Annotated in this window: 21 protein-coding genes; 9 read left to right on the top strand and 12 right to left on the bottom strand. The window is 38.8% G+C overall.

The features are described from left to right. Positions 1 to 239 precede the first annotated feature (239 nt). Positions 240 to 881 (top strand): DUF1054 domain-containing protein, encoded by a 642-nt coding sequence (locus tag BPOF4_RS12505; protein WP_012959551.1) that lies wholly within the window; start codon positions 240 to 242, stop codon positions 879 to 881. Positions 882 to 925: 44 nt separating this feature from the next. On the opposite strand, the gene BPOF4_RS12510 is transcribed toward BPOF4_RS12505, so the two are convergent. Together BPOF4_RS12510 and BPOF4_RS12515 are read right to left on the bottom strand one after the other, a co-directional pair. Continuing rightward, positions 926 to 1198, bottom strand: coding sequence for a UPF0223 family protein (locus BPOF4_RS12510; RefSeq protein WP_012959552.1), 273 nt, complete (start codon positions 1196 to 1198; stop codon positions 926 to 928). Between the two features lie 29 nt (positions 1199 to 1227). After that, positions 1228 to 2178, bottom strand: coding sequence for an NAD(P)H-dependent flavin oxidoreductase (locus tag BPOF4_RS12515; RefSeq protein WP_012959553.1), 951 nt, complete (start codon positions 2176 to 2178; stop codon positions 1228 to 1230). Positions 2179 to 2429: 251 nt separating this feature from the next. On the opposite strand from BPOF4_RS12515, the gene BPOF4_RS12520 reads away from it, so the two are divergent. After that, positions 2430 to 3902 (top strand): aminotransferase class I/II-fold pyridoxal phosphate-dependent enzyme, encoded by a 1473-nt coding sequence (locus BPOF4_RS12520; protein WP_012959554.1) that lies wholly within the window; start codon positions 2430 to 2432, stop codon positions 3900 to 3902. A gap of 44 nt (positions 3903 to 3946) precedes the next feature. Here the strand turns inward: BPOF4_RS12520 and BPOF4_RS21665 are convergent, their stop codons facing one another. The 4 genes from BPOF4_RS21665 to BPOF4_RS12535 all read right to left on the bottom strand — a co-directional run bounded on the left by BPOF4_RS21665 (position 3947) and on the right by BPOF4_RS12535 (position 6850). Continuing rightward, positions 3947 to 4072 (bottom strand): GapA-binding peptide SR1P, encoded by a 126-nt coding sequence (locus BPOF4_RS21665; RefSeq protein ID WP_012959555.1) that lies wholly within the window; start codon positions 4070 to 4072, stop codon positions 3947 to 3949. A gap of 170 nt (positions 4073 to 4242) precedes the next feature. Further along, positions 4243 to 4686 carry a hypothetical protein gene (locus BPOF4_RS12525; protein WP_012959556.1) on the bottom strand — a complete coding sequence of 148 codons (444 nt, stop codon included), beginning with the start codon at positions 4684 to 4686 and terminating at the stop codon, positions 4243 to 4245. 139 nt (positions 4687 to 4825) lie between these two features. Next, positions 4826 to 5890, bottom strand: a complete 1065-nt coding sequence (locus tag BPOF4_RS12530) for a M23 family metallopeptidase (protein WP_012959557.1) — start codon at positions 5888 to 5890, stop codon at positions 4826 to 4828. Between the two features lie 84 nt (positions 5891 to 5974). Continuing rightward, a complete protein-coding gene (locus tag BPOF4_RS12535) occupies positions 5975 to 6850 on the bottom strand; it encodes a polysaccharide deacetylase family protein (protein WP_238446463.1) in 876 nt (291 codons plus the stop codon). Between the two features lie 135 nt (positions 6851 to 6985). On the opposite strand from BPOF4_RS12535, the gene BPOF4_RS12540 reads away from it, so the two are divergent. The 3 genes from BPOF4_RS12540 to BPOF4_RS12550 all read left to right on the top strand — a co-directional run bounded on the left by BPOF4_RS12540 (position 6986) and on the right by BPOF4_RS12550 (position 10595). After that, positions 6986 to 8032, top strand: coding sequence for an FUSC family protein (locus BPOF4_RS12540; protein ID WP_012959559.1), 1047 nt, complete (start codon positions 6986 to 6988; stop codon positions 8030 to 8032). 350 nt (positions 8033 to 8382) lie between these two features. Then, complete coding sequence (locus tag BPOF4_RS12545) at positions 8383 to 9999, top strand: glycine betaine uptake BCCT transporter (RefSeq protein ID WP_012959560.1); 1617 nt, start codon at positions 8383 to 8385, stop codon at positions 9997 to 9999. 197 nt (positions 10000 to 10196) lie between these two features. Continuing rightward, entirely contained in the window at positions 10197 to 10595 is a 399-nt protein-coding gene (locus BPOF4_RS12550) for a hypothetical protein (protein ID WP_012959561.1), read from the top strand. Between the two features lie 41 nt (positions 10596 to 10636). On the opposite strand, the gene BPOF4_RS12555 is transcribed toward BPOF4_RS12550, so the two are convergent. From BPOF4_RS12555 to BPOF4_RS12580, 6 genes are all read right to left on the bottom strand, one after another. After that, the gene (locus BPOF4_RS12555; protein WP_012959562.1) at positions 10637 to 10939 is read right to left on the bottom strand and encodes a hypothetical protein; all 303 of its coding nucleotides are present in this window, start codon (positions 10937 to 10939) and stop codon (positions 10637 to 10639) included. Positions 10940 to 11095: 156 nt separating this feature from the next. Next, positions 11096 to 12505: a dihydrolipoyl dehydrogenase gene (gene lpdA / locus BPOF4_RS12560; RefSeq protein ID WP_012959563.1), complete on the bottom strand. Its 1410-nt coding sequence runs from the start codon at positions 12503 to 12505 to the stop codon at positions 11096 to 11098. Positions 12506 to 12508: 3 nt separating this feature from the next. Continuing rightward, on the bottom strand, positions 12509 to 13798 hold the full coding sequence (locus tag BPOF4_RS12565) for a dihydrolipoamide acetyltransferase family protein (protein WP_012959564.1): 1290 nt from the start codon (positions 13796 to 13798) through the stop codon (positions 12509 to 12511). 102 nt (positions 13799 to 13900) lie between these two features. Then, the gene (locus BPOF4_RS12570) at positions 13901 to 14878 is read right to left on the bottom strand and encodes an alpha-ketoacid dehydrogenase subunit beta (RefSeq protein ID WP_012959565.1); all 978 of its coding nucleotides are present in this window, start codon (positions 14876 to 14878) and stop codon (positions 13901 to 13903) included. A gap of 3 nt (positions 14879 to 14881) precedes the next feature. Continuing rightward, positions 14882 to 15967, bottom strand: a complete 1086-nt coding sequence (gene pdhA / locus BPOF4_RS12575; protein ID WP_012959566.1) for a pyruvate dehydrogenase (acetyl-transferring) E1 component subunit alpha — start codon at positions 15965 to 15967, stop codon at positions 14882 to 14884. 513 nt (positions 15968 to 16480) lie between these two features. Beyond that, positions 16481 to 17137, bottom strand: coding sequence for a YkyA family protein (locus tag BPOF4_RS12580; RefSeq protein ID WP_012959567.1), 657 nt, complete (start codon positions 17135 to 17137; stop codon positions 16481 to 16483). Positions 17138 to 17404: 267 nt separating this feature from the next. Here BPOF4_RS12580 and BPOF4_RS12585 point away from each other — a divergent pair, with 267 nt between their 5' ends. From BPOF4_RS12585 to rnjA, 4 genes are all read left to right on the top strand, one after another. Next, positions 17405 to 17587: a YjcZ family sporulation protein gene (locus BPOF4_RS12585; protein ID WP_012959568.1), complete on the top strand. Its 183-nt coding sequence runs from the start codon at positions 17405 to 17407 to the stop codon at positions 17585 to 17587. A gap of 111 nt (positions 17588 to 17698) precedes the next feature. Further along, positions 17699 to 18238 (top strand): peptide deformylase, encoded by a 540-nt coding sequence (gene def / locus BPOF4_RS12590; RefSeq protein ID WP_012959569.1) that lies wholly within the window; start codon positions 17699 to 17701, stop codon positions 18236 to 18238. Between the two features lie 464 nt (positions 18239 to 18702). Then, the gene (locus tag BPOF4_RS12595; protein WP_012959570.1) at positions 18703 to 18912 is read left to right on the top strand and encodes a DNA-dependent RNA polymerase subunit epsilon; all 210 of its coding nucleotides are present in this window, start codon (positions 18703 to 18705) and stop codon (positions 18910 to 18912) included. A gap of 3 nt (positions 18913 to 18915) precedes the next feature. Further along, entirely contained in the window at positions 18916 to 20583 is a 1668-nt protein-coding gene (rnjA, locus tag BPOF4_RS12600) for a ribonuclease J1 (protein ID WP_012959571.1), read from the top strand.

Here is a 20583-nt window from a genome sequence, read left to right on the forward strand (position 1 = left end):
CAACACCCCTTTAACGTAGAGTTTAGCAGATAGGATAAGTTCATGAGAGATTTTACTAAATTTTCAGTAAATTTAGTTATTTATAGTATAGCATATGTTAAGACAAGATAAAATGCAACCAATGTTTTAATTTTCTGTGAAATTTTTGGCATCAAGTTAAAGTGTGTGGAGCATAGTTTATGATTAAAAGTAAGCTGTTATGATAATATAAGGAAATAAAGACTTCTGGAGGTTAAACGATGGCTGAAATCGAATTTACACAAGAGGATTTTGATGTATTTGACATCGAGGGATTAGATGCAAGAATGGAAGCATTAAAAACAAGAATCCGCCCAAAATTTGAAGCTTTAGGAATAGAGCTTGCTCCTACCCTATCTTCAATGACTGGCGATGAATTTTTTACACATGTAGCTAAGCATGCTAGACGAAAAGTAAACCCTCCAAATGATACGTGGGTGGCATTTGCTGCGAATAAACGAGGGTATAAAAAATTACCTCATTTTCAGGTTGGTTTATTCGGTACTCATTTATTTGTCTGGTTTGCAATGATTTATGAAGCACCTGCTAAAGGGGAGTTTGCAGAGAGACTCTTAGATAACCCTGGCGAATGGCTTAAAAAGGTCCCTAAAGATTTTGTCTGGTCTATTGATCATATGAAACCTGAAGCGATCTCGCAAAGTGATGTCGATGCTGACGAATTCACATCAATGCTCACACGCCTTCGCGATGTAAAAAAAGCCGAATTATTATGCGGGATTCATATTGACCGTCAAGATCCAATATTAAAAGATGGGGATGCATTGTTAAAACGCATTGAAGAAACGTATCAACAGCTGCTCCCCCTTTACCAAGAAGCACAGAAAGCATCCGTTCCTTCCTAAAATGATAAGCAAAAGGCTGACCTTAAACAGGCCAGCCTTTTTAGCTACTTCATCTTCACGACGGTATTTTCGTCTTGTTCTCTCGCTTTTTTTACTGTGTGATAGCAAGATACATCAGCTTGTTGTTCAAACTCTCTAAATACTTGTTTTTCTTCACTTTTTGAAGGGACAATTTCCTTAAAGCGGCGGTATTTAGCTAACAGTTCTTCCCTGCCTATGCCTTTTTGATAAGCTTTTTCAATTGCTTGGAAAAATTCCACCACATCAATCACTTCTTCTGTAGACCAATCGAGTGAGATCGGCATATTCATATCCATAAAAACCTCTCCTGCCTGCTGACACTAGTTTAGTGCCAGCGTTTTCTTATGTCTAGACCTTCTGAAATCATACGGTCCATCAACTCTTGTACAGTTGGAATATCATGAATTCGTCCCATCACTTGCCCAGCCCAGCCAAATCCTGATTCTTTCCCATCATAAATATAGGCTTTGTTAGCTTCCCCGCTAATATACTGCTTTAGCGCTTCATATGTAGGAGTTTTCTCCTCTACTTCTAATATTTTATCCGTCCAGCTATTTTTAATTGCACGAGCAGGTGCGCCGAGTGAGCGCTTAATCACTACAGTATCTTCTTCAGATGCTTCAACAAGACGTTCTTTATATTCTGAACTAGCATGAATACATTCCTTCGTTGCAATAAATCTGGTCCCCATTTCTATTCCCTCTGCACCAAGAGCCAATGCAGCCATCATACCACGACCATCCCCAATTCCTCCAGAAGCAATGACGGGTATCTTTACTGAGTCTACGACTTGAGGGATCAACACCATCGTTCCCGTATCGCTGCGCCCAAGATGTCCTCCTCCTTCTTGACCAACTACCATTACCGCATCAGCACCTAACTCTTCGGCTTTTTCTGCTTGCCTTCTTGCAGCTACTAAAACGAGGGTTTTTATGGATGTCCCTTTTAACATGTCAAAAATCGGTGTGGGGTTTCCACCTGTCATTGATACAACAGGCACCTTTTCATCAATCGCAACTTGAAGCATATGTTCAAATGGGCGTCCATGCTGGCCGATCGCAAAGTTTACTCCAAATGGTTTAGATGTTTTTTTCCTAACTGCATGAATTTCATCTCTTAAAGCTTCAGGAGACTCTAGCGACATAGCTGTAATTTGTCCAAGCCCCCCTGCTTCTGATACGGCAGCAGCCAAGTCAGAATATGCTAAATAAGCAAGCCCCCCTTGAATAATTGGATATTCAATACCTAATAGTTTCGTCACTCTCGTTTCCCACATCGTCCATCCCTCCAAGTGTAATTGCACATTTTAAATTGTAAGCGTAATCAAAATAGAATGAATAATTAGACTTCATTACTTATAGTTTAACACAGCTTTTTATGAGTCGCATATAAGTACTAAATTTGAATCTATGCAGAGTGCTCTATGATTTGGTATACTCTAATTTGTTTTATAAAATATGAAAGAACACAATTGAAATCAACTTTAGTAAAGATTATTATTCGATGACTATAAATGAGGTGAACGTGTTGTCACGACAAGATATAACTCCTTTATTTACAGGGGTAAAAGAGCATGCAGAACAAAACCCGATCCAATTTCATATCCCGGGACATAAAAAAGGAACAGGCATGGATCCTGAATTCAGACATTTTATTGGAGAGAATGCATTATCAATTGATTTAATAAATATTGCCCCATTAGATGACCTCCATCATCCACATGGAATCATTAAGGAAGCACAGGAACTTGCAGCAGAGGCATTCGGCGCAGATTATACCTTTTTTTCTGTACAAGGGACAAGCGGGGCTATCATGACGATGATCATGTCCGTTTGCGGACCAGGAGATAAAATTATTGTACCGAGGAATGTTCATAAGTCTATTATGTCAGCGATTATCTTCTCTGGTGCAACACCTATATTTATTCATCCCGAGATTGACCCGGACCTCGGGATCTCTCACGGAATTACATTAGATTCTGTGGAGAGAGCTTTAGAATCACATCCCGATGCAAAAGGGCTGCTCGTTATTAACCCAACATACTTTGGAATCTCAGCTAATTTGGAGGCAATTGTTGAAGTTGCCCATTCTTATTGCATTCCTGTTCTAGTAGACGAAGCACACGGTGTCCATATTCATTTTCATAATAAACTTCCGCTATCAGCGATGCAGGCTGGTGCTGATATGGCAGCTACAAGTGTTCACAAACTCGGGGGATCGATGACTCAAAGTTCAGTCCTTAATGTTAAAGAAGGGTTAGTTTCACCTAAGAGAGTGCAGTCCATTATTAGTATGCTGACAACCACGTCTACCTCTTATCTGCTATTATCATCTTTAGATGTGGCTAGAAAACGGTTAGCGACAGATGGTGAAGCTTTAATCGACCATACGATAAAACTAGCTCAACAAACAAGAGCTCGCTTAAATGAAATTCCGGGAATTATATGTGTCGGCAGTGAAATTCTTGGCACAAAGGCAACTTACGATATGGACCCTACCAAATTAATCATATCTATTAAAGAATTAAGTATGAATGGGTATGAGGTTGAGAATTGGTTAAGAGAGCATTATAAAATCGAAGTTGAACTTTCTGACCTTTACAATATATTGTGCATCGTATCTTTGGGGGATACCGAAGAAAAAATGGAGATCCTTGTACAAGCTCTCAGTGAATTAGCAAAAGCTCATCAACGTTCAGAGAGCCTAGAACCAAAAGCTGTGTATGTACCAAACATCCCGACATTAGCCTTATCACCGCGTGATGCGTTTTATGCAGAAACGGAAGTGATTCGATTTGATGAATCTGCAGGCCGAATCATTGCCGAATTCATTATGGTCTATCCGCCAGGCATACCTATTCTTATTCCTGGTGAAATCATCTCACAAGAAAACTTAGCTTATATAAAAGAAAATTTACAAGCAGGCTTACCAGTACAAGGGCCTGAAGATGCTACATTTAATACATTAAGAGTCATTAAAGAACATCAGGCGATCAAATAACAAAGAAGCATGCCCCCGTTATGAGGGGCATGCTTCTTTTATAATTATTTTTGCTTCTTAGCTGATTTGCAATCAATACAGTTATGTCCTTGAGCATAAAGTTTTGTAACCTTTTCACCTTCAAAATGTTCGATCGTCTTGTTGCAGTTTTGGCAAATGATTGTACCCATGAGAGCATCCCCTTTATGCGTTTTTTGTAAGCGGTTTATTTTCTATAAATCTATAATAATATGTCACATTAAATTCGTCAACCCTTAATTTGTATGTCACATTAAAAAAATTTTTATAATTATGTCCTACCTTTTTGGCATAAAAAATAAGAGAGCCGAAACCGGCCCTCTTATTCGTAGTATTTATAATTTGCCTCAATAAAATTTGTAACTTCTTGAATAAAGATAAGATCATCCTCGCCTATTTCATAAAATTCTCTTGGGATTTGAAAAGATAACAGACCAATCAAGTGATGCCCCTTATAAAATGGAGCAATAATGTACTGTTTATCAGCCTTTTTTTCAAAAATCATTTCCCCTCGAATAGCTGCAATACTGTGCAGTCCTTCTCCATATGGAATAACAGCCTCCTCACATGGAGCCACCCCAGCAAACGCCGCTTGAGTAAAGTTCGCTTCACTTGCTGTATATAAGCACACTGAAAATTGTTGATCCATTTTGCTAACAAGCTTATGTACAATCCCACGATAAAAATCTGGCAATGTTCTAGCATAATCAGGTACAGAGCCCACAGCAAGTCTTAATTCATCTAGGAGTTGTGATTTATCAACCAAGCCCTCGCCCCCCTAAAAAATAATCATAAACCAAAGAATGGTTTATGATTATTACAATAGCATATTGTAGTAAAAAAAGGTTGTAAGCTTCAGTCGAAACGTGTCGAACCCATCATTAATGCCAAATTCAATGGCTAATTCAATCCCAAATTCGTTGAAGTACTTCTTTTACTTCTTCTTGATTAAGAGGTTTCCAAAACAGCTCTCCGTATATTAATAAATCTTGATGAAGGTGAAGCTCTGTTAAATCTTGATTAACTGCCCCGCTTGTCCCAGAGTTTCCAACATAGCCAATAATTGATTCTGCATTTACTCGGCTGCCGACTTGAATATCTTCTGGGATATCGTATAAATGAGCAAAACGATTCATCACACCATTTGGATACTGCACCCATACTTGTCTGCCTCTTAAGCGGTCAAATATATACTCAGGTGTTTCGCCTAGCTGAGAAGTCAATGCTAAGTCTTGATTTCGAACTTCAGGCGACGGGTATTCTACAAAGTCGTGATCGGCCCGAACGACAATCCCCTCACCCATAGCATAAATAGGGGTGTCTGTGTAGATGTTACCTCCTGAAGAATGATCATACCAATCAATCCCTTCATGAAAGCCGTTACGATACGTTCTTGGCACACCAGGAAGATGACTAGCAATGGTACTTACTTCAGCCCCTTTAATAGGCTTTTCAAGAAAGTCTAAATAATCAACCATCTGATCTACATTCCACTCTTCAAAATTAAATGACTCAGGCGGCCCTCCTACTGCTTCAGCTGGACCAAACCATGAGAACGTTGCAGTCTCTTCTTTAAAGGTAACTGGAGTGTTTAAGCCTTTTTCAATAAAGGCAATAGGTAAGTACACTTCATCTTCTTCATTTATAACTAAATAAATATCATCAGTAGCTAAGTATTCTCCGTTTCTTTCTAGAACAGGCACTTCATCTATCATATAAAACTGATCTTCATCGATCGTAAGCTGCAATGTACGATGTAATTCATCAAAGGAATATTCCCCTCCTGTGATTTGAACTAAATCATCAATATGGACTACTGCCTCGTTTTCTAAAACTTCAATCGGAATCTCTGCTAAAGCTTCTTCATTTTCTGCCACTTCTTCTACTTCTTCATTCTGCTCTGTTTCTTGCTGACACCCAGCAGCTATAGCTCCCAAAAGGAGCAAACTAACCAAAAAACGTTTCACCATTCATGCCTCTCATTTCTGTTTAAAATAGGATTCTTTATTTCTTACCAGTATAACCCGAGAATGTCTTAATAGACGTATAGATGATTATTGTAAGCCTTTAATTTCCCTAGGATCAACAATATCGTAGCCTTTCTCTTTTAAGCCAGTAACAATGTCTTCTATGGCCTCCATCGTCCACTCTCGATCATGCATAAGAATATTAGCTCCATTCGTTAATAATGGGGTATTCACCATAATATCTGCTAGAGCTTCCTTTTCCATATACTCAGCTTCCCAATCATAGCCGTATGTCCAGTTCATCAGAATCATTCCCTCGTCACGAACGACAGACTCAGAATATGCGGTATTCGCGCCAAAAGGTGCTCTGAAAAACCTTGGGCGCTCCCCGGTAACCTCTTCTATTAAATCGTTTAACTCGACAATTTCTCTATATTGCTCCTCTTCGCTCAACTCTTCTAAGTTAGGATGATTCATTGTGTGATTGCCAATCTCAAAGCCCATATCGTGGATCTTTTTTAAGTCAGCTTGTCCTTTTTCACTTTCAATAAAATGGCCGTTAACAAAGAATATTGCGCCAGCCCCTAATTCATTTAACGCATCTGCCATGTCTGCACTATATTTATCAAGCGCATCATCTATTGTCAGCAAGACGATATTTTGTTCACTTTCAGTTAATGATTCTACCTTCCAATTTGTTTCATTCACCTTATATAGAGCTTTAGGTTCCTGCTCAGAAATGTTATCTTCAGTTTGCTGATCTTTGCTTGTAGACTCATCTTCTCCTGACTCACCTTCTCCTGAATCGAATTCTTTGGAATCAGAATTTCCTTGCTCTTTTTCTTCGATTTCTTCTACAGCTTCTTCATCACTAATCTCTTCTTGTTCCACAGTAGTCGTACAACCCCCTATGATGATCAGTACAGCAAAGATAATCACTAGGTAAAAAGATGACTTAATCAACTTGAAACACACCCTTTCTTAACTAGACCTTGTAAATCATATCAAACTTTTTCCTAACTTGGTAGATGTGTATAACTTTTTTCGACATGCATCATACTAAATATGATTCAAGGCTGGTGCAAAAAGAGGGATGTTATGCGAAAAAAAGTTGTTATTGGGAGAAGAGTGCTCAAAACAGGGCTCGCCGTATTTTTAACAGCCCTACTATGTCATTGGTTTGATCTCCCGGCCACCTTCGCTGTGATCACAGCGATTGTTACGACAGAACCGACTGCAGTGGACTCGCTAAAGAAGGGGTTAGTCCGTCTGCCGGCAGCGTCTATCGGTGCAATATTTGCTATCGTCCTTGATGTTACACTTGGACAATCTGCTTTGACCTATGCATTAGTAGCTATGTTAACCATATTTACTTGCTCTAAATTAAAATTAGATACAGGCACTCTTGTAGCCACCTTAACCGCTGTTGCCATGATTCCAGGTACGACCGACCATGTTATAGCTGATTTTTTTACCAGAATGTCTGGAACATCAACCGGTATTATTGTCTCTACATTGGTTAACTTTGTTATTCTTCCTCCTAAATTTGGGCCGATCCTTGTAAATAAAGTGGAGAGTTTATTTGAAAAGACGGCTCACACCTTAGAAAAGACTGTAGAACATCTCTTAGATAATGAAGAAAACGATCGAACTCATTTATACAGGGATTTACATAACCAGCTGATGACTACTTATCAATTGACTCAGTTTCAATATGATGAATGGCGTTATCGTAAATCAAATGAATTTGAAAGACGTTCTTTCGGCTTTCTTAAACGCAAACTAGATTACTTACACTTAGTCCTTTTTCACATCGGGAAGATTTGTCACTTGCGTGTAAACCACCATATTTCAGAAAAAGAAAAAGAAGAAATGATTGCAGCCGTGCGGTCATTCAAAAAAATTATCGCTGATCCTCTTCACCAAATCGCAACAAGTCATCATGTGGTGATCGAGGATCTAAAACAAAAGAGAGGTTTTCACACAACCGAAGAAGAGACGATTTCCTTAATGACACTTGAATTATTATCGCTGCATAAAGCAACCGAGGAGCTCGCCCATATTACTCAAGATGAGCGACGGTTTTCTATTCAGGAATCCTCATACCCTGACTATATTTTTAAGCGAGCCATTCAATATGAATAAAACAATAAAGCCCTTATGAATAAAACATATAAAACCACACACAACGAACCATTTAATGTCGTTTTAGTAAATAACAGTCTAAAGTGGTGTTTTTTGTGTAAAATTATCAAAAAATATGTTTAATATAATCCAAAAGCGGTTAAAGAATATAGTCCATCTGCTTTATCATCGTATCTAAGGGTTATTGGTTGTTATTTAGCCCAAAGATATGTTAGTTTAGAGATTGTGATTTTACGCACATACAAAGGGCAGGCTTATACTTAACAGGATTATCGAAACAATTTGTTCCAACGTCCAAAATTGGTACTACTAATTTGTAGCCACTAAAACTGAATAGGAAGGTGATATGAATGAAAAAGCTTACGCCTGTTTTTATTATTTCTGTCGCTATAGCTTTTGCTTTTATTGTTTGGGGTGTATTTGCCCCTGAAAATCTTGAAACTGTTACTTCAAGTACACAAGGATTTATCACAAACGAATTAGGCTGGTTTTACCTGCTTGCCGCTACAGGATTTTTAATCTTTTCTCTTTATTTGATCTTTAGTCCTTACGGAAAAATTAAACTTGGTAAACCTGATGAAAAGCCTGAATACAATTACCTCACATGGTTCTCATTCTTATTTACAGCTGGTATGGGGATTGGGCTTGTTTTTTGGGGTGTGTCTGAGCCTATGTATCATTTCTTTGAACCCCCGAGTGCTGATCCCGCTTCAAATGCCGCTGCCGGAGAAGCTATGAGGTACTCGATTTTCCACTGGGGATTACATCCTTGGGCGATTTATTCTGTCGTTGCCCTAGCACTAGCTTATTTCAAATTCAGAAAAGGTGCTCCAGGTATTATAAGTGCTGTTTTCCAACCTCTATTAGGTGATAGAGTGAACGGGAAAATTGGTACGACAATTAATGTCATTGTTGTATTTGCGACTATTTTCGGGGTTGCTACCTCCCTTGGCTTTGGTGCTGCCCAAATTTCTGCTGGTCTTGCTTATCTTATCCCCGGGCTAGGAAATTTCAGTGATGCTGCACTTCAATTAATTGTCATATTAATTGTCACTGTTCTATTTATGGTTTCTGCCCAAACAGGGTTAAATAAAGGGATTCGAATTTTGAGTAAGACAAATGTGTATTTAGCCGTTATTCTTCTGTTATTTGTCTTATTCTTAGGTCCTACAAGCTACATTATGGGTGTGTTCACTCAAGGTGTAGGCAGCTATATTCAAAACCTAGTTGGCATGAGTTTTAGATTGGACGTTTACAATGCAGAGACAAGCTGGGTTGAAGGATGGACGATCTTCTACTGGGCTTGGTGGATCTCTTGGGCTCCTTTTGTAGGAACGTTTATCGCACGGGTTTCACGAGGTCGTACCATTAGAGAATTTGTTATTGGGGTTCTTGCTGTTCCCGCTACGTTTGGCGCATTATGGTTCAGTGTCTTTGGCGGAACAGGAATTTATATGCAGCGAGAAGGAATTGCAGATATTAACGGTATTATGGCAGACTCAGGTATGGAAGTAGCGTTATTTGCTGTATTAGAACAATTCCCTCTGGGTGTCATTATGTCTATCGTGGCGGTTTTCTTAATTTCTTCATTCTTTGTTACATCTGCTGACTCTGCTACAGTCGTTCTTGGAATGCAGACAACAAATGGAAGCTTAAATCCGCCTAACTCTGTTAAATTCGTTTGGGGATTAATTATTTCAGCTTCTGCAGCTGTTTTATTAACTTCTCCACAAGGACTCGGAGCATTGCAAACCGCAGCCATTATCGCGGCTCTGCCTTTTACAGTGATTATGATCTTTATGATTATATCAGTCATGAAAGCATTAAAAGAAGAAAAGCCAACTCTAGCAACAGAAAAAGAACGTATTAGACAAGAACGATTTGAGTTAAAACAAGAAAGAGAAAAGCTAAAGCAAGAGAAAATACTTTTTAAAGAAGAAAAAGCGGCAGATAAAAAGAAAAAATAAGGTTAAAAGAGTGCATCCAAAAAAGATGCACTCTTTTTTTATTAATTAATTCTCAATTTCCCCTTTATCATCGAACTCTTTGTCATAGTCTTTGCTTTTCGTTTACAGTTCTATTACGCCTGCTCTAATAAGGTTTGATCCATGCTAAAATGAGGTATCTTACTTTAACGGATATTTTATGCAAGGAAGTGACATACATGGAAAAGCTACTTTTATCAATGCTTCTTGCCCCAATATTCATGTTATCAGCCTGTGTCTCTTCTGCTTCAAATGAAGGCAACCAACCATTTTACGAAGAATCTAATATGGTCACTTTATTCTTTTCTGACCCTAAAGCTATAGATAAAGAACACACGTATTACGACGCTTTATTAGAGTTTCAAACAAATCATCCCGAACAACTTTCTTCATTTTATGTAATAGAAGCTGAAGACAAGGATAAGGTCAAACAGTATGACATTGAAACGTTTCCGACGATGCTCATTTTAAGTGGTGAACATATACATTTAAGACTAGAAGGACCGCAGAGAAAAGATAATATTATATCTAACCTAACAAATATGATTAATACTCAAAAAAACCAATTAGAATTATAGCTGTAATGATAAAAAGGATGCTTCAAAAGAAGCACCCTTTTTTATATGATTGGAAACGGTCCGTATGGTCGTTGAGAGAAATAAAATTCTTCAGCTGCTTCAATCATCTCTTTTCCACTAGAGAACGCCGTTGAATGTTGGATAAATTGCGTCCAACTTTCATCTTCTACTTCAAAGTCCTTAATGGTAATGATATTTTGATTGCTTTGTGCGACCCATTCATTCCACTCATTATAAGCCGTATATTTCTTCATAAACTGATTTGAAAACAGAATAGGTAGTGGAACTTGCCCGAAGGATGTTAAGGCATCCAGCGTCCATTTAAAGAGAGATTTATGTTTCATACGATCACCTCATTAAGATTTAAGACGTATTTAGGAGTCCCTTCGGTTGTCCGATCAGTTACCTTAGTCTTACTATAAATCATATTAATCCGAGTTGTCAAATGTGAATTAAAAAAAAGAAAAAAGCCACTTGAAAACAAGTGGCTTTTAAGAAAGTTATTTTACAATGTGAATAGGTGTACCAATAGCAACTTCAGCAGCTTCCATTGTGATCTCACCTAATGAAGGATGCGCATGAATAGTAAGAGCAATATCTTCAGCAGTCATGCCCGTTTCAATTGCAAGTCCAAGTTCTGCAATCATATCAGAAGCATTTGGTCCAGCAATTTGAGCTCCGATCACTAGTCCATCTTCTTTACGAGTGATTAGCTTCATAAAGCCATCAGTATCGTTAAGAGATAGAGCACGTCCGTTAGCTGCAAATGGGAACTTAGCTGCTACAATATCATAGCCTGCATCTTTTGCTTCTTGTTCACTGTAACCAACTGTAGCAAGCTCTGGATCAGAGAATACAACAGCCGGAATAGCTAAGTAATCAATTTCTGATTTTTCACCAGCAATAGCTTCAGCTGCAATCTTACCTTCGTAAGAAGCTTTGTGTGCTAATGCAGGACCTTCAATAATGTCACCAATTGCATAGATGTTGCTTACATTTGTACGACATTGCTTGTCCGTTTTAATTAAACCGCGTTCTGTCATTTCCACACCGATTTGTTCAAGGCCAAGCTCTTCAGTGTTTGGTTTACGACCAACTGTTACAAGAACATAGTCTGCTTCAAACACTTCTTCTTTCCCTTTAACTTCAGCTGTAACTTTAACGCCGTTTTCTGTTTCTTCCACGCCTTTAGCAAGAGCTTCGGTATGGAATGCAACACCGTTCTTTTTAAGTCTCTTCTCAACAAGTTTACTCATTTGCTTTTCGAAGCCAGGAAGGATTTGTTTGCCGCCTTCTAGAACTACTACTTCCGTACCCATGTTAGAATATGCACCAGTAAGCTCGATACCAATGTATCCACCACCGATTACAACCATTTTCTTAGGTACTTCTTTTAGAGCAAGAGCTCCTGTTGAGTTGATAACACGCTCAGTGTATTTGAAGCTAGGAAGTTCAATCGGGCTAGAACCTGTTGCAATGATACAATTTTTGAAGTTGTATGTTTGCGAACTTTTCTCGTCCATAATACGTACAGAGTTCTCAGAAGCAAAGTATGCTTCCCCTTGTACGATCTCAACTTTGTTTCCTTTAAGAAGGCCTTCAACACCGCCTGTTAATTTCTTAACGACAGAGCCTTTCCACTCTTGAACTTTATCAAAGTTGATTGAAACGCCTTCTGCAGTAACTCCCATATCCTCAGAATGCTTAGCATTGTGATAACGGTGTCCAGCTGAGATAAGTGCTTTTGACGGGATACAACCTACATTAAGACATACCCCTCCAAGAGTTCCTTTTTCTACGATCGTTACTTTTTGTCCGAGTTGGGCTGCACGGATTGCTGCAACATATCCTCCTGGACCTGAACCAATGACAAGTGTGTCTACTTCATTTGCGAAATCTCCAACAACCATTCATTACCCCTCCATTAATAGTAATTGTGGATCATTTAACAGACGCTTAACGTGGTTTAGAGCATTCTGAGCTGTTACGCCATCAATTAAACGGTGGTCATAGCTAATAGAAAGAGCCAACACTGGCGCGGCTACAATCTCGCCATTTTTAACGACTGGCTTCTCTTCAATACGACCAATACCTAGAATAGCGACTTCTGGGTGATTGATAACTGGTGTAAACCATAGACCACGAGCAGAACCAACATTAGAAATTGTTGCTGATCCGCCCTTCATTTCTGCACCACTAAGTTTACCATCACGAGCTTTAACTGCCAACTCATTAATTTCATCCGCTAATGCAAAAATAGATTTACGATCCGCATCTTTAACTACAGGGACGAATAAACCGTGCTCTGTATCCGCTGCGATACCGATGTTGAAGTACTTTTTGTAAACAATCTCATCATTTGCATCATCGATTGACGCATTTAATGCAGGGTATTTACGTAATGCAGCTGTAAGTGCCTTCACTACATATGGTAAATAAGTAAGCTTAGTACCTTGCTCAGCTGCGATTTCTTTATATTGCTTACGGTGAGCAACTAAAGCTGAAACCTCTACTTCATCCATGTGAGTAACATGAGGAGCAGTGTGCTTCGAGTTAACCATTGCTTTTGCAATAGCTTTACGTACACCTTTGAATGGTACACGCTCTTCCATTTCGCCAGCTGGAATTGCCGTTGGTTCACTCTTAGCAGCTGCTTGATCTTGTTTAGTATCAGCAGTTTCTTCTTTAGCATCAGAAGCAGTGTCTGCACCGCCGCCGTTTAGGTGGTTTTCAATATCTTCTTTCAGAATACGGCCATTTTTACCCGTACCGCTTACTTGCTTGATGTTTACACCTTTTTCACGTGCAAACTTACGAACTGAAGGCATCGCAATAACACGCGTGTCGTCGTTGTCATCATTCGTATTGTCAGCTTTAGGAGCTTCTTCTTTTTTCTCTTCTTTTGGTTCTTCCTTTGCAGGCTCTGCTTCTTCTTGTGAAGCACTTTCTTCAGCAGGGTTTGCATCACCAGCGTCAATTGTTACAAGAACATCACCAACTATGCTTACTGTTCCTTCTTCAACTTTCACTTCGAGAACTTTCCCGTCAACTGGAGAAGGGATCTCAACAACTGCTTTATCATTTTGTACTTCTAAAAGAATATCATCTTCTTTAATTTCATCGCCTGGTTTTACAAACCATTTTACAATTTCACCTTCGTGAATTCCTTCACCAATATCAGGCAGTTTAAATTCATATGCCACTTTGAAGTGCCTCCTTTATTTAACCATTTACATGAAATATTAAAATGAGTGAAAAGGAAAGACGTTCATCTTTCCTTCTCAATGCTTGTCTATGTTTAATAATTAGAAGTTAACAACTTTCTTAGCTGCTTCAATTATTTCTTGATAATCAGGTAACCACTCATCTTCTACTGCAGCAAACGGATAAACCGTATCAGGAGCTGCAACGCGAAGAACTGGAGCTTCAAGACTAAGAATTGCACGCTCAGTGATTTCAGCTACCACGTTTGCTGCGATTCCAGCTGCCTTTTGAGCTTCTTGCACTACGATTGCACGGTTTGTTTTCTCAACAGATGCAATAATTGTATCAATATCTAGCGGGCTGATCGTCATTAAATCGATAACTTCAGCATCGATTCCTTCTTTTTCAAGCTCTTCTGCTGCTTTTAGAGAAGAGTGAACCATCGCGCCGTATGTGATAATAGAAACATCTTTACCTTCACGCTTCACATCAGCTTTACCTAATTCAATTGTGTACTCCTCTTCAGGAACTTCTCCACGGAATGAACGATAAAGTTTCATGTGCTCTAAGTAAACAACTGGATCGTTATCACGGATCGCAGAAATTAATAATCCTTTTGCATCGTATGGAGTTGAAGGAATAACAACTTTTAAACCAGGAGTTTGAGCCATAAGTCCTTCTAAGCTGTCTGCGTGCATTTCAGGCGTTTTTACTCCACCGCCAAATGGTGAACGTACAGTAATAGGTGCATGCTGCTTACCTGCTGTACGGTAGCGAAGTCTGTTCATTTGACCTGCGATTGAATCGAATACTTCAAACACGAAACCAAAGAATTGTACTTCCATTACCGGACGGAAACCAGTAAGACCAAGACCAATAGCTAAACCACCAATACCAGACTCAGCAAGAGGTGTATCGAATACGCGCTCTTCACCGAATTCTTTTTGTAAGCCTTCAGTCGCACGGAAAACCCCACCGTTTTGACCAACGTCTTCTCCAAACACAAGAACATCTTCGTTATTCTTAAGCTCATTACGCATAGCATCCGTAATCGCTTGGATCATTGTCATTTGTGCCATCGCTTACTTCGACTCCTTTGCTGTGTACTCTTCCATTTGTTCACGAAGGTTAGCTGGAAGCTCTTCAAACATAAAACCAATTAAGTCAGTGACTTTTTGTTTTGGAGTGCTGTCCGCTTTCTTCATTGCATCTTTAATATCTTCTTTTGCTTTATCTACAACTTCATTCTCTTGCTCTTCTGTCCATAACCCTTTACCTTCTAGGAATTTACGGAAACGTACTAATGGATCCTTTTTTGTCCACTCATCATCAAGATCTGAAGAACGGTAACGAGTAGGATCGTCACCAGCCATTGTATGTGGACCATAACGATATGTCATTGTTTCAATAAGTGTTGGACCATCACCAGCTAATGCACGCTCACGAGCTTGTTTTGTTGCAGCATAAACAGCAAGTACATCCATACCATCAACTTGAATTCCTTCAATACCAGCAGCTACTGCTTTTTGAGCAATCGTCTTAGCAGCAGATTGCTTTTCAACTGGTACAGAAATTGCAAAACGGTTATTTTGAACGATAAATACAGCAGGAGCGTTATATGCACCAGCAAAGTTCATTCCTTCGTAGAAGTCACCTTGAGATGCACCGCCGTCACCTGTGTAAGTGATCGCAATGTTATTTTTCTTTTTACGCTTAAGGCCTAATGCCACACCAGCTGTTTGAATGATTTGAGCACCGATGATAATTTGAGGCACCATAATATTCAAGCCATCAGGAATCTCACCGCCGCCATAGTGTCCGCGTGACCATAAGAATGCTTGGTGTAATGGAAGACCGTGGAATACAATTTGCGGAATATCACGGTAACCTGGAAGGATCCAATCCTCTTTATCAAGCGCAAATTGAGAACCAAGCATTGAAGCTTCTTGACCAGCAACTGGTGCATAGAAACCTAAACGCCCTTGACGGTTTAATGAGATTGCACGTTGGTCCCAAATACGTGTATAAACCATACGCTTCATAATCTCTTGCAGCTCTTCATCACTTAGTTCAGGCATTGCAGCTTCGTTAACAATTTCGCCTTCTTCGTTTAAAATCTGAAACGTTTCAAATTGATTTTCAACTTGCTCTAACGTTTTTGTACTCATCTACCTTCACCTCTACCTTTCTTTTAGCAAATTCACACAATCGTGAATATAGTCTTCATCTGAAACAGTCTTGTTGATTATCTCTTCGGCAAAACTCTTCATTAGGATACCCATTCATAGAAGTTAAATAACCTTCTTTTGTATGAATAAAACGTTTTTCTAGAAAGTTTTTCGGGTATATATGTAGTTTTTGTCGAATTATGTAACTTTTCACGATTGCTTAATCAATATAGATAAGCTAACACGTTCCTGTATTAGTCTAATCTAAATCAAATTAATACAATTCTTCTTTCGGAATTAAGTCTACAACACTGAATCTAAATCCGTCAATCCTTTTGTTTATCGTTTTCTTTGCATATTTTTTCACAAACATTTCGTTCTACTAAAAAAACTGTGTTATAGGTCAATCGTCAAAAGAATAATACAGATACCCCTTTCCACCTTATAATCATTCTTGTTAAAGGCGTTTCATCGCCCTTGCTTTTGAAACAAGAAAAAAAGCGAACTAAAAGTTCACTCTTCATACTGAACTTCTAACTCCGCTTTTTCATAGAAATCTCGTTTTAATTGATTGTACTTTTGTGTATGTTCATTAAAGCTTTCTTTGTATTGTTCTACCACTTCATATTGCTCATTTACTGTGTTTATCTGCGCTTGAAGCTCATCTATTGATAATTCTTCATCCTTTAACAGCTCAAACAACGTACGATCCTCACCCATTGCTTCTATGTAATTTGTGTATAAACCATGATACGCATCAAATCGATTATTCATTTCTTCTTCTAAACGAGTAACAAGCTCGACTAATTCTTCTTGATCCAACTCAGTTGCTGCTTCATTGATCCGGTCAAATTCCTCTTTGCTTTGTTCAATACTTTCTTTTTCCTCTTCTATGAGCTCTTGTCTTTGTTCAATAGATGTTATTGCTTCATCTGCAAGCTGCTCAATCTCAACTAAATCATCTGTCCCCATCGTAATCATTTGTTCATAAAGCTCATATTCTTTTTCTTCCGCTTCTTGAAGTGCTTGTTGATTTGATACAAATGGTTCTTCTAGTTCGACTGCACTCTCTAAATGTTCATAAATCGTTTCAGTCGCACTGCTGCCACACCCAGCAAGCAGCCCAACCGCTATTGCTAACGAAACAAATCCGTATCTTTTCCTAAACATAAATCCGGTCTCCCCCTAACCTATTAACTGTCTTTAGCTACCTAAAACAGTATATGAACCGACAATAAATAACAAGTGTTAACCATTGTGGAAATAACATCTAATTAAACTCTATGTCCAAAAAATATAGTTATGTGCCTGTATTTTAGTTTTTTTAATCTTTTTTTGAAAAATGGGCATTCATCCAACCACCCACCCAGGTTCTGCATAGAGTAGATAGTGAGTCGCACCTGATGCGATGGCTTTCAACAAAAAGGAGGAATTCAAATGTACGGATACAATTATGGCGGTCAAGGTTGTTACGATCCATGTGGATACGGTTATGGTGCACCAGTAGCAGGTTATGCAGGTGGCGGATGCGGTAAAGGCTTCGCGTTAATCGTAGTATTATTCATCCTATTGATTATCGTGGGTGCGTCTCGCTTTGGTCACGGCGGACACTGCTGCTAATTAGTACAACGAGAGTGAGCCTTGTGCTTGCTCTTTTTTCTTTCAAAATAACTTGCTATTTCAGTTTATTCTTCTTAAAGTAAGAATAGAAATAAAAGGAGTGATACATACATGCTTACCATGAAGGATGTAGTCCGTGAGGGACATCCCGTATTAAGAGAAGTTGCTAAAGAAGTTCCTCTTCCTGCTTCAAAGGAAGATAAAGAAACATTGCAGCGCATGCTTGACTTTGTCATCAATAGTCAAGACCCGGAGCTTTCAGAGAAATATCAATTACGTCCAGGTGTCGGGATCGCTGCCCCTCAAATCGGCATCGCAAAAAGAATGTTTGCTGTTCATGTTGCGGATGACAATGACAATTTATACAGTATGGGGTTATTTAATCCGAAGATTATAAGCCATTCTGTTGAAGAAACGCATCTAGAAAGCGGCGAAGGGTGCTTATCAGTTGACCGTGACATACCTGGGATTGTTCCAAGATATGCCAGGATCACTGTTAAAGGAACCAATCTTGACGGAGAGGAAGTTACCTTACGTCTTCGCGGGCTTGTTTCCATTGTTTTTCAACATGAAATGGACCATTTAAACGGAATTATGTTTTATGATCGAATAGAAGGTTTTAAAGACCCATTTAAAAAAGAATTACCATAAAAGGATGCTCAACCCGGGCTTCCTTTTTTCTTTTTCTTCTTTAATCCAATGTCAGGATCACCTCTCCCATATTTTACCTCGAAAAACAATAATTCGACGACACATACTAAAGGTATAAAAATATATCGATTGGCGCTTCGTTCGTCAAACAAGAACTAAAGGAGGACCTATTATGTTAAAGCGTATTCGTAAAAAACTGCTTAAAGGCTGTCGTCATCTCTTACCAAAAAATCGTTTGTTGGAAGTATAACTCTTTTTTATTCTGACGAGAATGACATGAATGACTGGTTAAGGATTAGACAAGCCATTTATGTCTATTTTCCATAGATGAAAATATCGTTTAGAATTCAACGTTTGGTTCTTTGCATTTACTTGGCTGATGCTACTTTAAAAGAAAAACATGAAAAAGAGCGGCATTTGCTTTATAATGAAAATATAACCAACGTTAAGGAGAGGTTTTATTTATGATTTTTAAAGTATATTTCCAAAAGAACTTTCACCAAGTTCCAGTGCGTGAATTAACAGAAACTATTTATGTCGAAGGTGAATCAGAATCCGATGTACGTAAAAAACTCGTACCTCGTGAATATAATATTGAATTCGTTACACCTGTCTCTGGGGCATATCTTGAGTATGAAAAACAACATGAAGACTTTAAAGTGGAGTCTATCTAACAAATGAAACAAATGAAAAACAATCAAACAGCTGTATTTGCATTAGGCGGATTAGGTGAGATCGGTAAGAATACCTATGCTGTGCAGTTTCAGGATGAAATTATTCTTATTGATGCCGGAATAAAGTTTCCAGAGGACGAGCTTCTTGGTATTGATTACGTAATTCCTGATTATTCTTTCTTAGTAAAAAATGAAGATAAAATTAAAGGCCTTTTTATTACTCACGGCCACGAAGATCATATCGGTGGAATCCCTTATTTATTAAGAGCTGTTAATATCCCAATTTATGGCGGTAAGCTTGCTCTTGGTTTATTAAAAGGTAAACTTGAAGAACATGGGTTATTACGTAAAGCTAAACTTCATGAAATCCATGAAGATCAAGTGGTTAAGTTCACCAAAACTTCTGTTACATTTTTTAGAACAACGCATAGTATCCCAGACTCATACGGAATTGTCGTGAAGACACCTCCAGGAAATGTTGTTCACACAGGGGATTTCAAATTCGACTTTACACCTGTAGGAGAACCAGCCAACTTAACTAAGATGGCAAAGATCGGTGAAGAAGGTGTTCTTTGTTTATTATCTGATAGTACAAACAGTGAAATTCCTGAATTTACAATGTCGGAGCGTAAAGTTGGCGAAAGTATCGATTCCATCTTTAGAAAAGTCGATGGCCGCGTAATCTTTGCTACATTCGCTTCAAACATTCATCGATTGCAGCAAGTGGTAGAAGCTTCAGTGGAGCACGGTAGAAAAGTAGCTGTGTTTGGACGCAGCATGGAAAATGCTTTGACAATCGGCCAAGAGCTTGGTTACATTAAAGCTCCTAAAAATACCTTCATTGAACCTTCGCAGTTAAACAAACTGCCAGACAATCAAGTTACGATTTTATGTACAGGTTCACAAGGAGAACCAATGGCAGCTCTTTCAAGAATTGCTTTTGGGACGCACCGTCAAATTCAAATTATTCCTGGAGATACAGTTGTGTTTTCTTCTTCCCCTATCCCAGGTAATACATTGAGCGTGAGTAAGACAATTAATCAACTTTACCGTGCTGGCGCAAACGTCATTCACGGAGCATTAAGTGATATTCACACGTCAGGTCATGGCGGGCAAGAAGAGCAAAAATTAATGCTTCGTTTAATGAAGCCGCAATATTTCATGCCGATCCACGGAGAATACCGCATGTTAAAAATGCATGTGAAACTAGCAACGGATTGCGGTGTGGAAGAAAAGAACTGCTTTATTATGGATAATGGTGATGTATTAGCTATTCACCCTAATGAGGCTGGTATTGTAGGGAAAATCCCATCTAGCTCAGTCTATGTAGATGGAAACGGTATTGGTGATATCGGGAACATTGTATTGCGTGATCGTCGAATTCTTTCTGAGGAAGGACTTGTCGTTGTAGTAGTAAGTCTGGATATGAAAGAATTCAAGGTGACGGCGGGGCCAGACATTATTTCACGCGGATTTGTGTACATGCGTGAATCCAGTGACTTAATACATGAAGCTCAAAAGCTGCTAAGCAAGCACCTTGATGAGGTCATGGCAAGAAAAACATCGCAATGGTCCGAAATTAAAAATGAAATGACAGATCTTTTAGGACCGTTTTTATATGAGAGAACAAAACGTAAACCAATGATCTTACCAATTATTATGGAAGTGTAA

This window comes from Alkalihalophilus pseudofirmus OF4 (genome assembly GCF_000005825.2).
In the GTDB taxonomy this organism is placed as follows: domain Bacteria; phylum Bacillota; class Bacilli; order Bacillales; family Bacillaceae_D; genus Alkalihalophilus; species Alkalihalophilus pseudofirmus.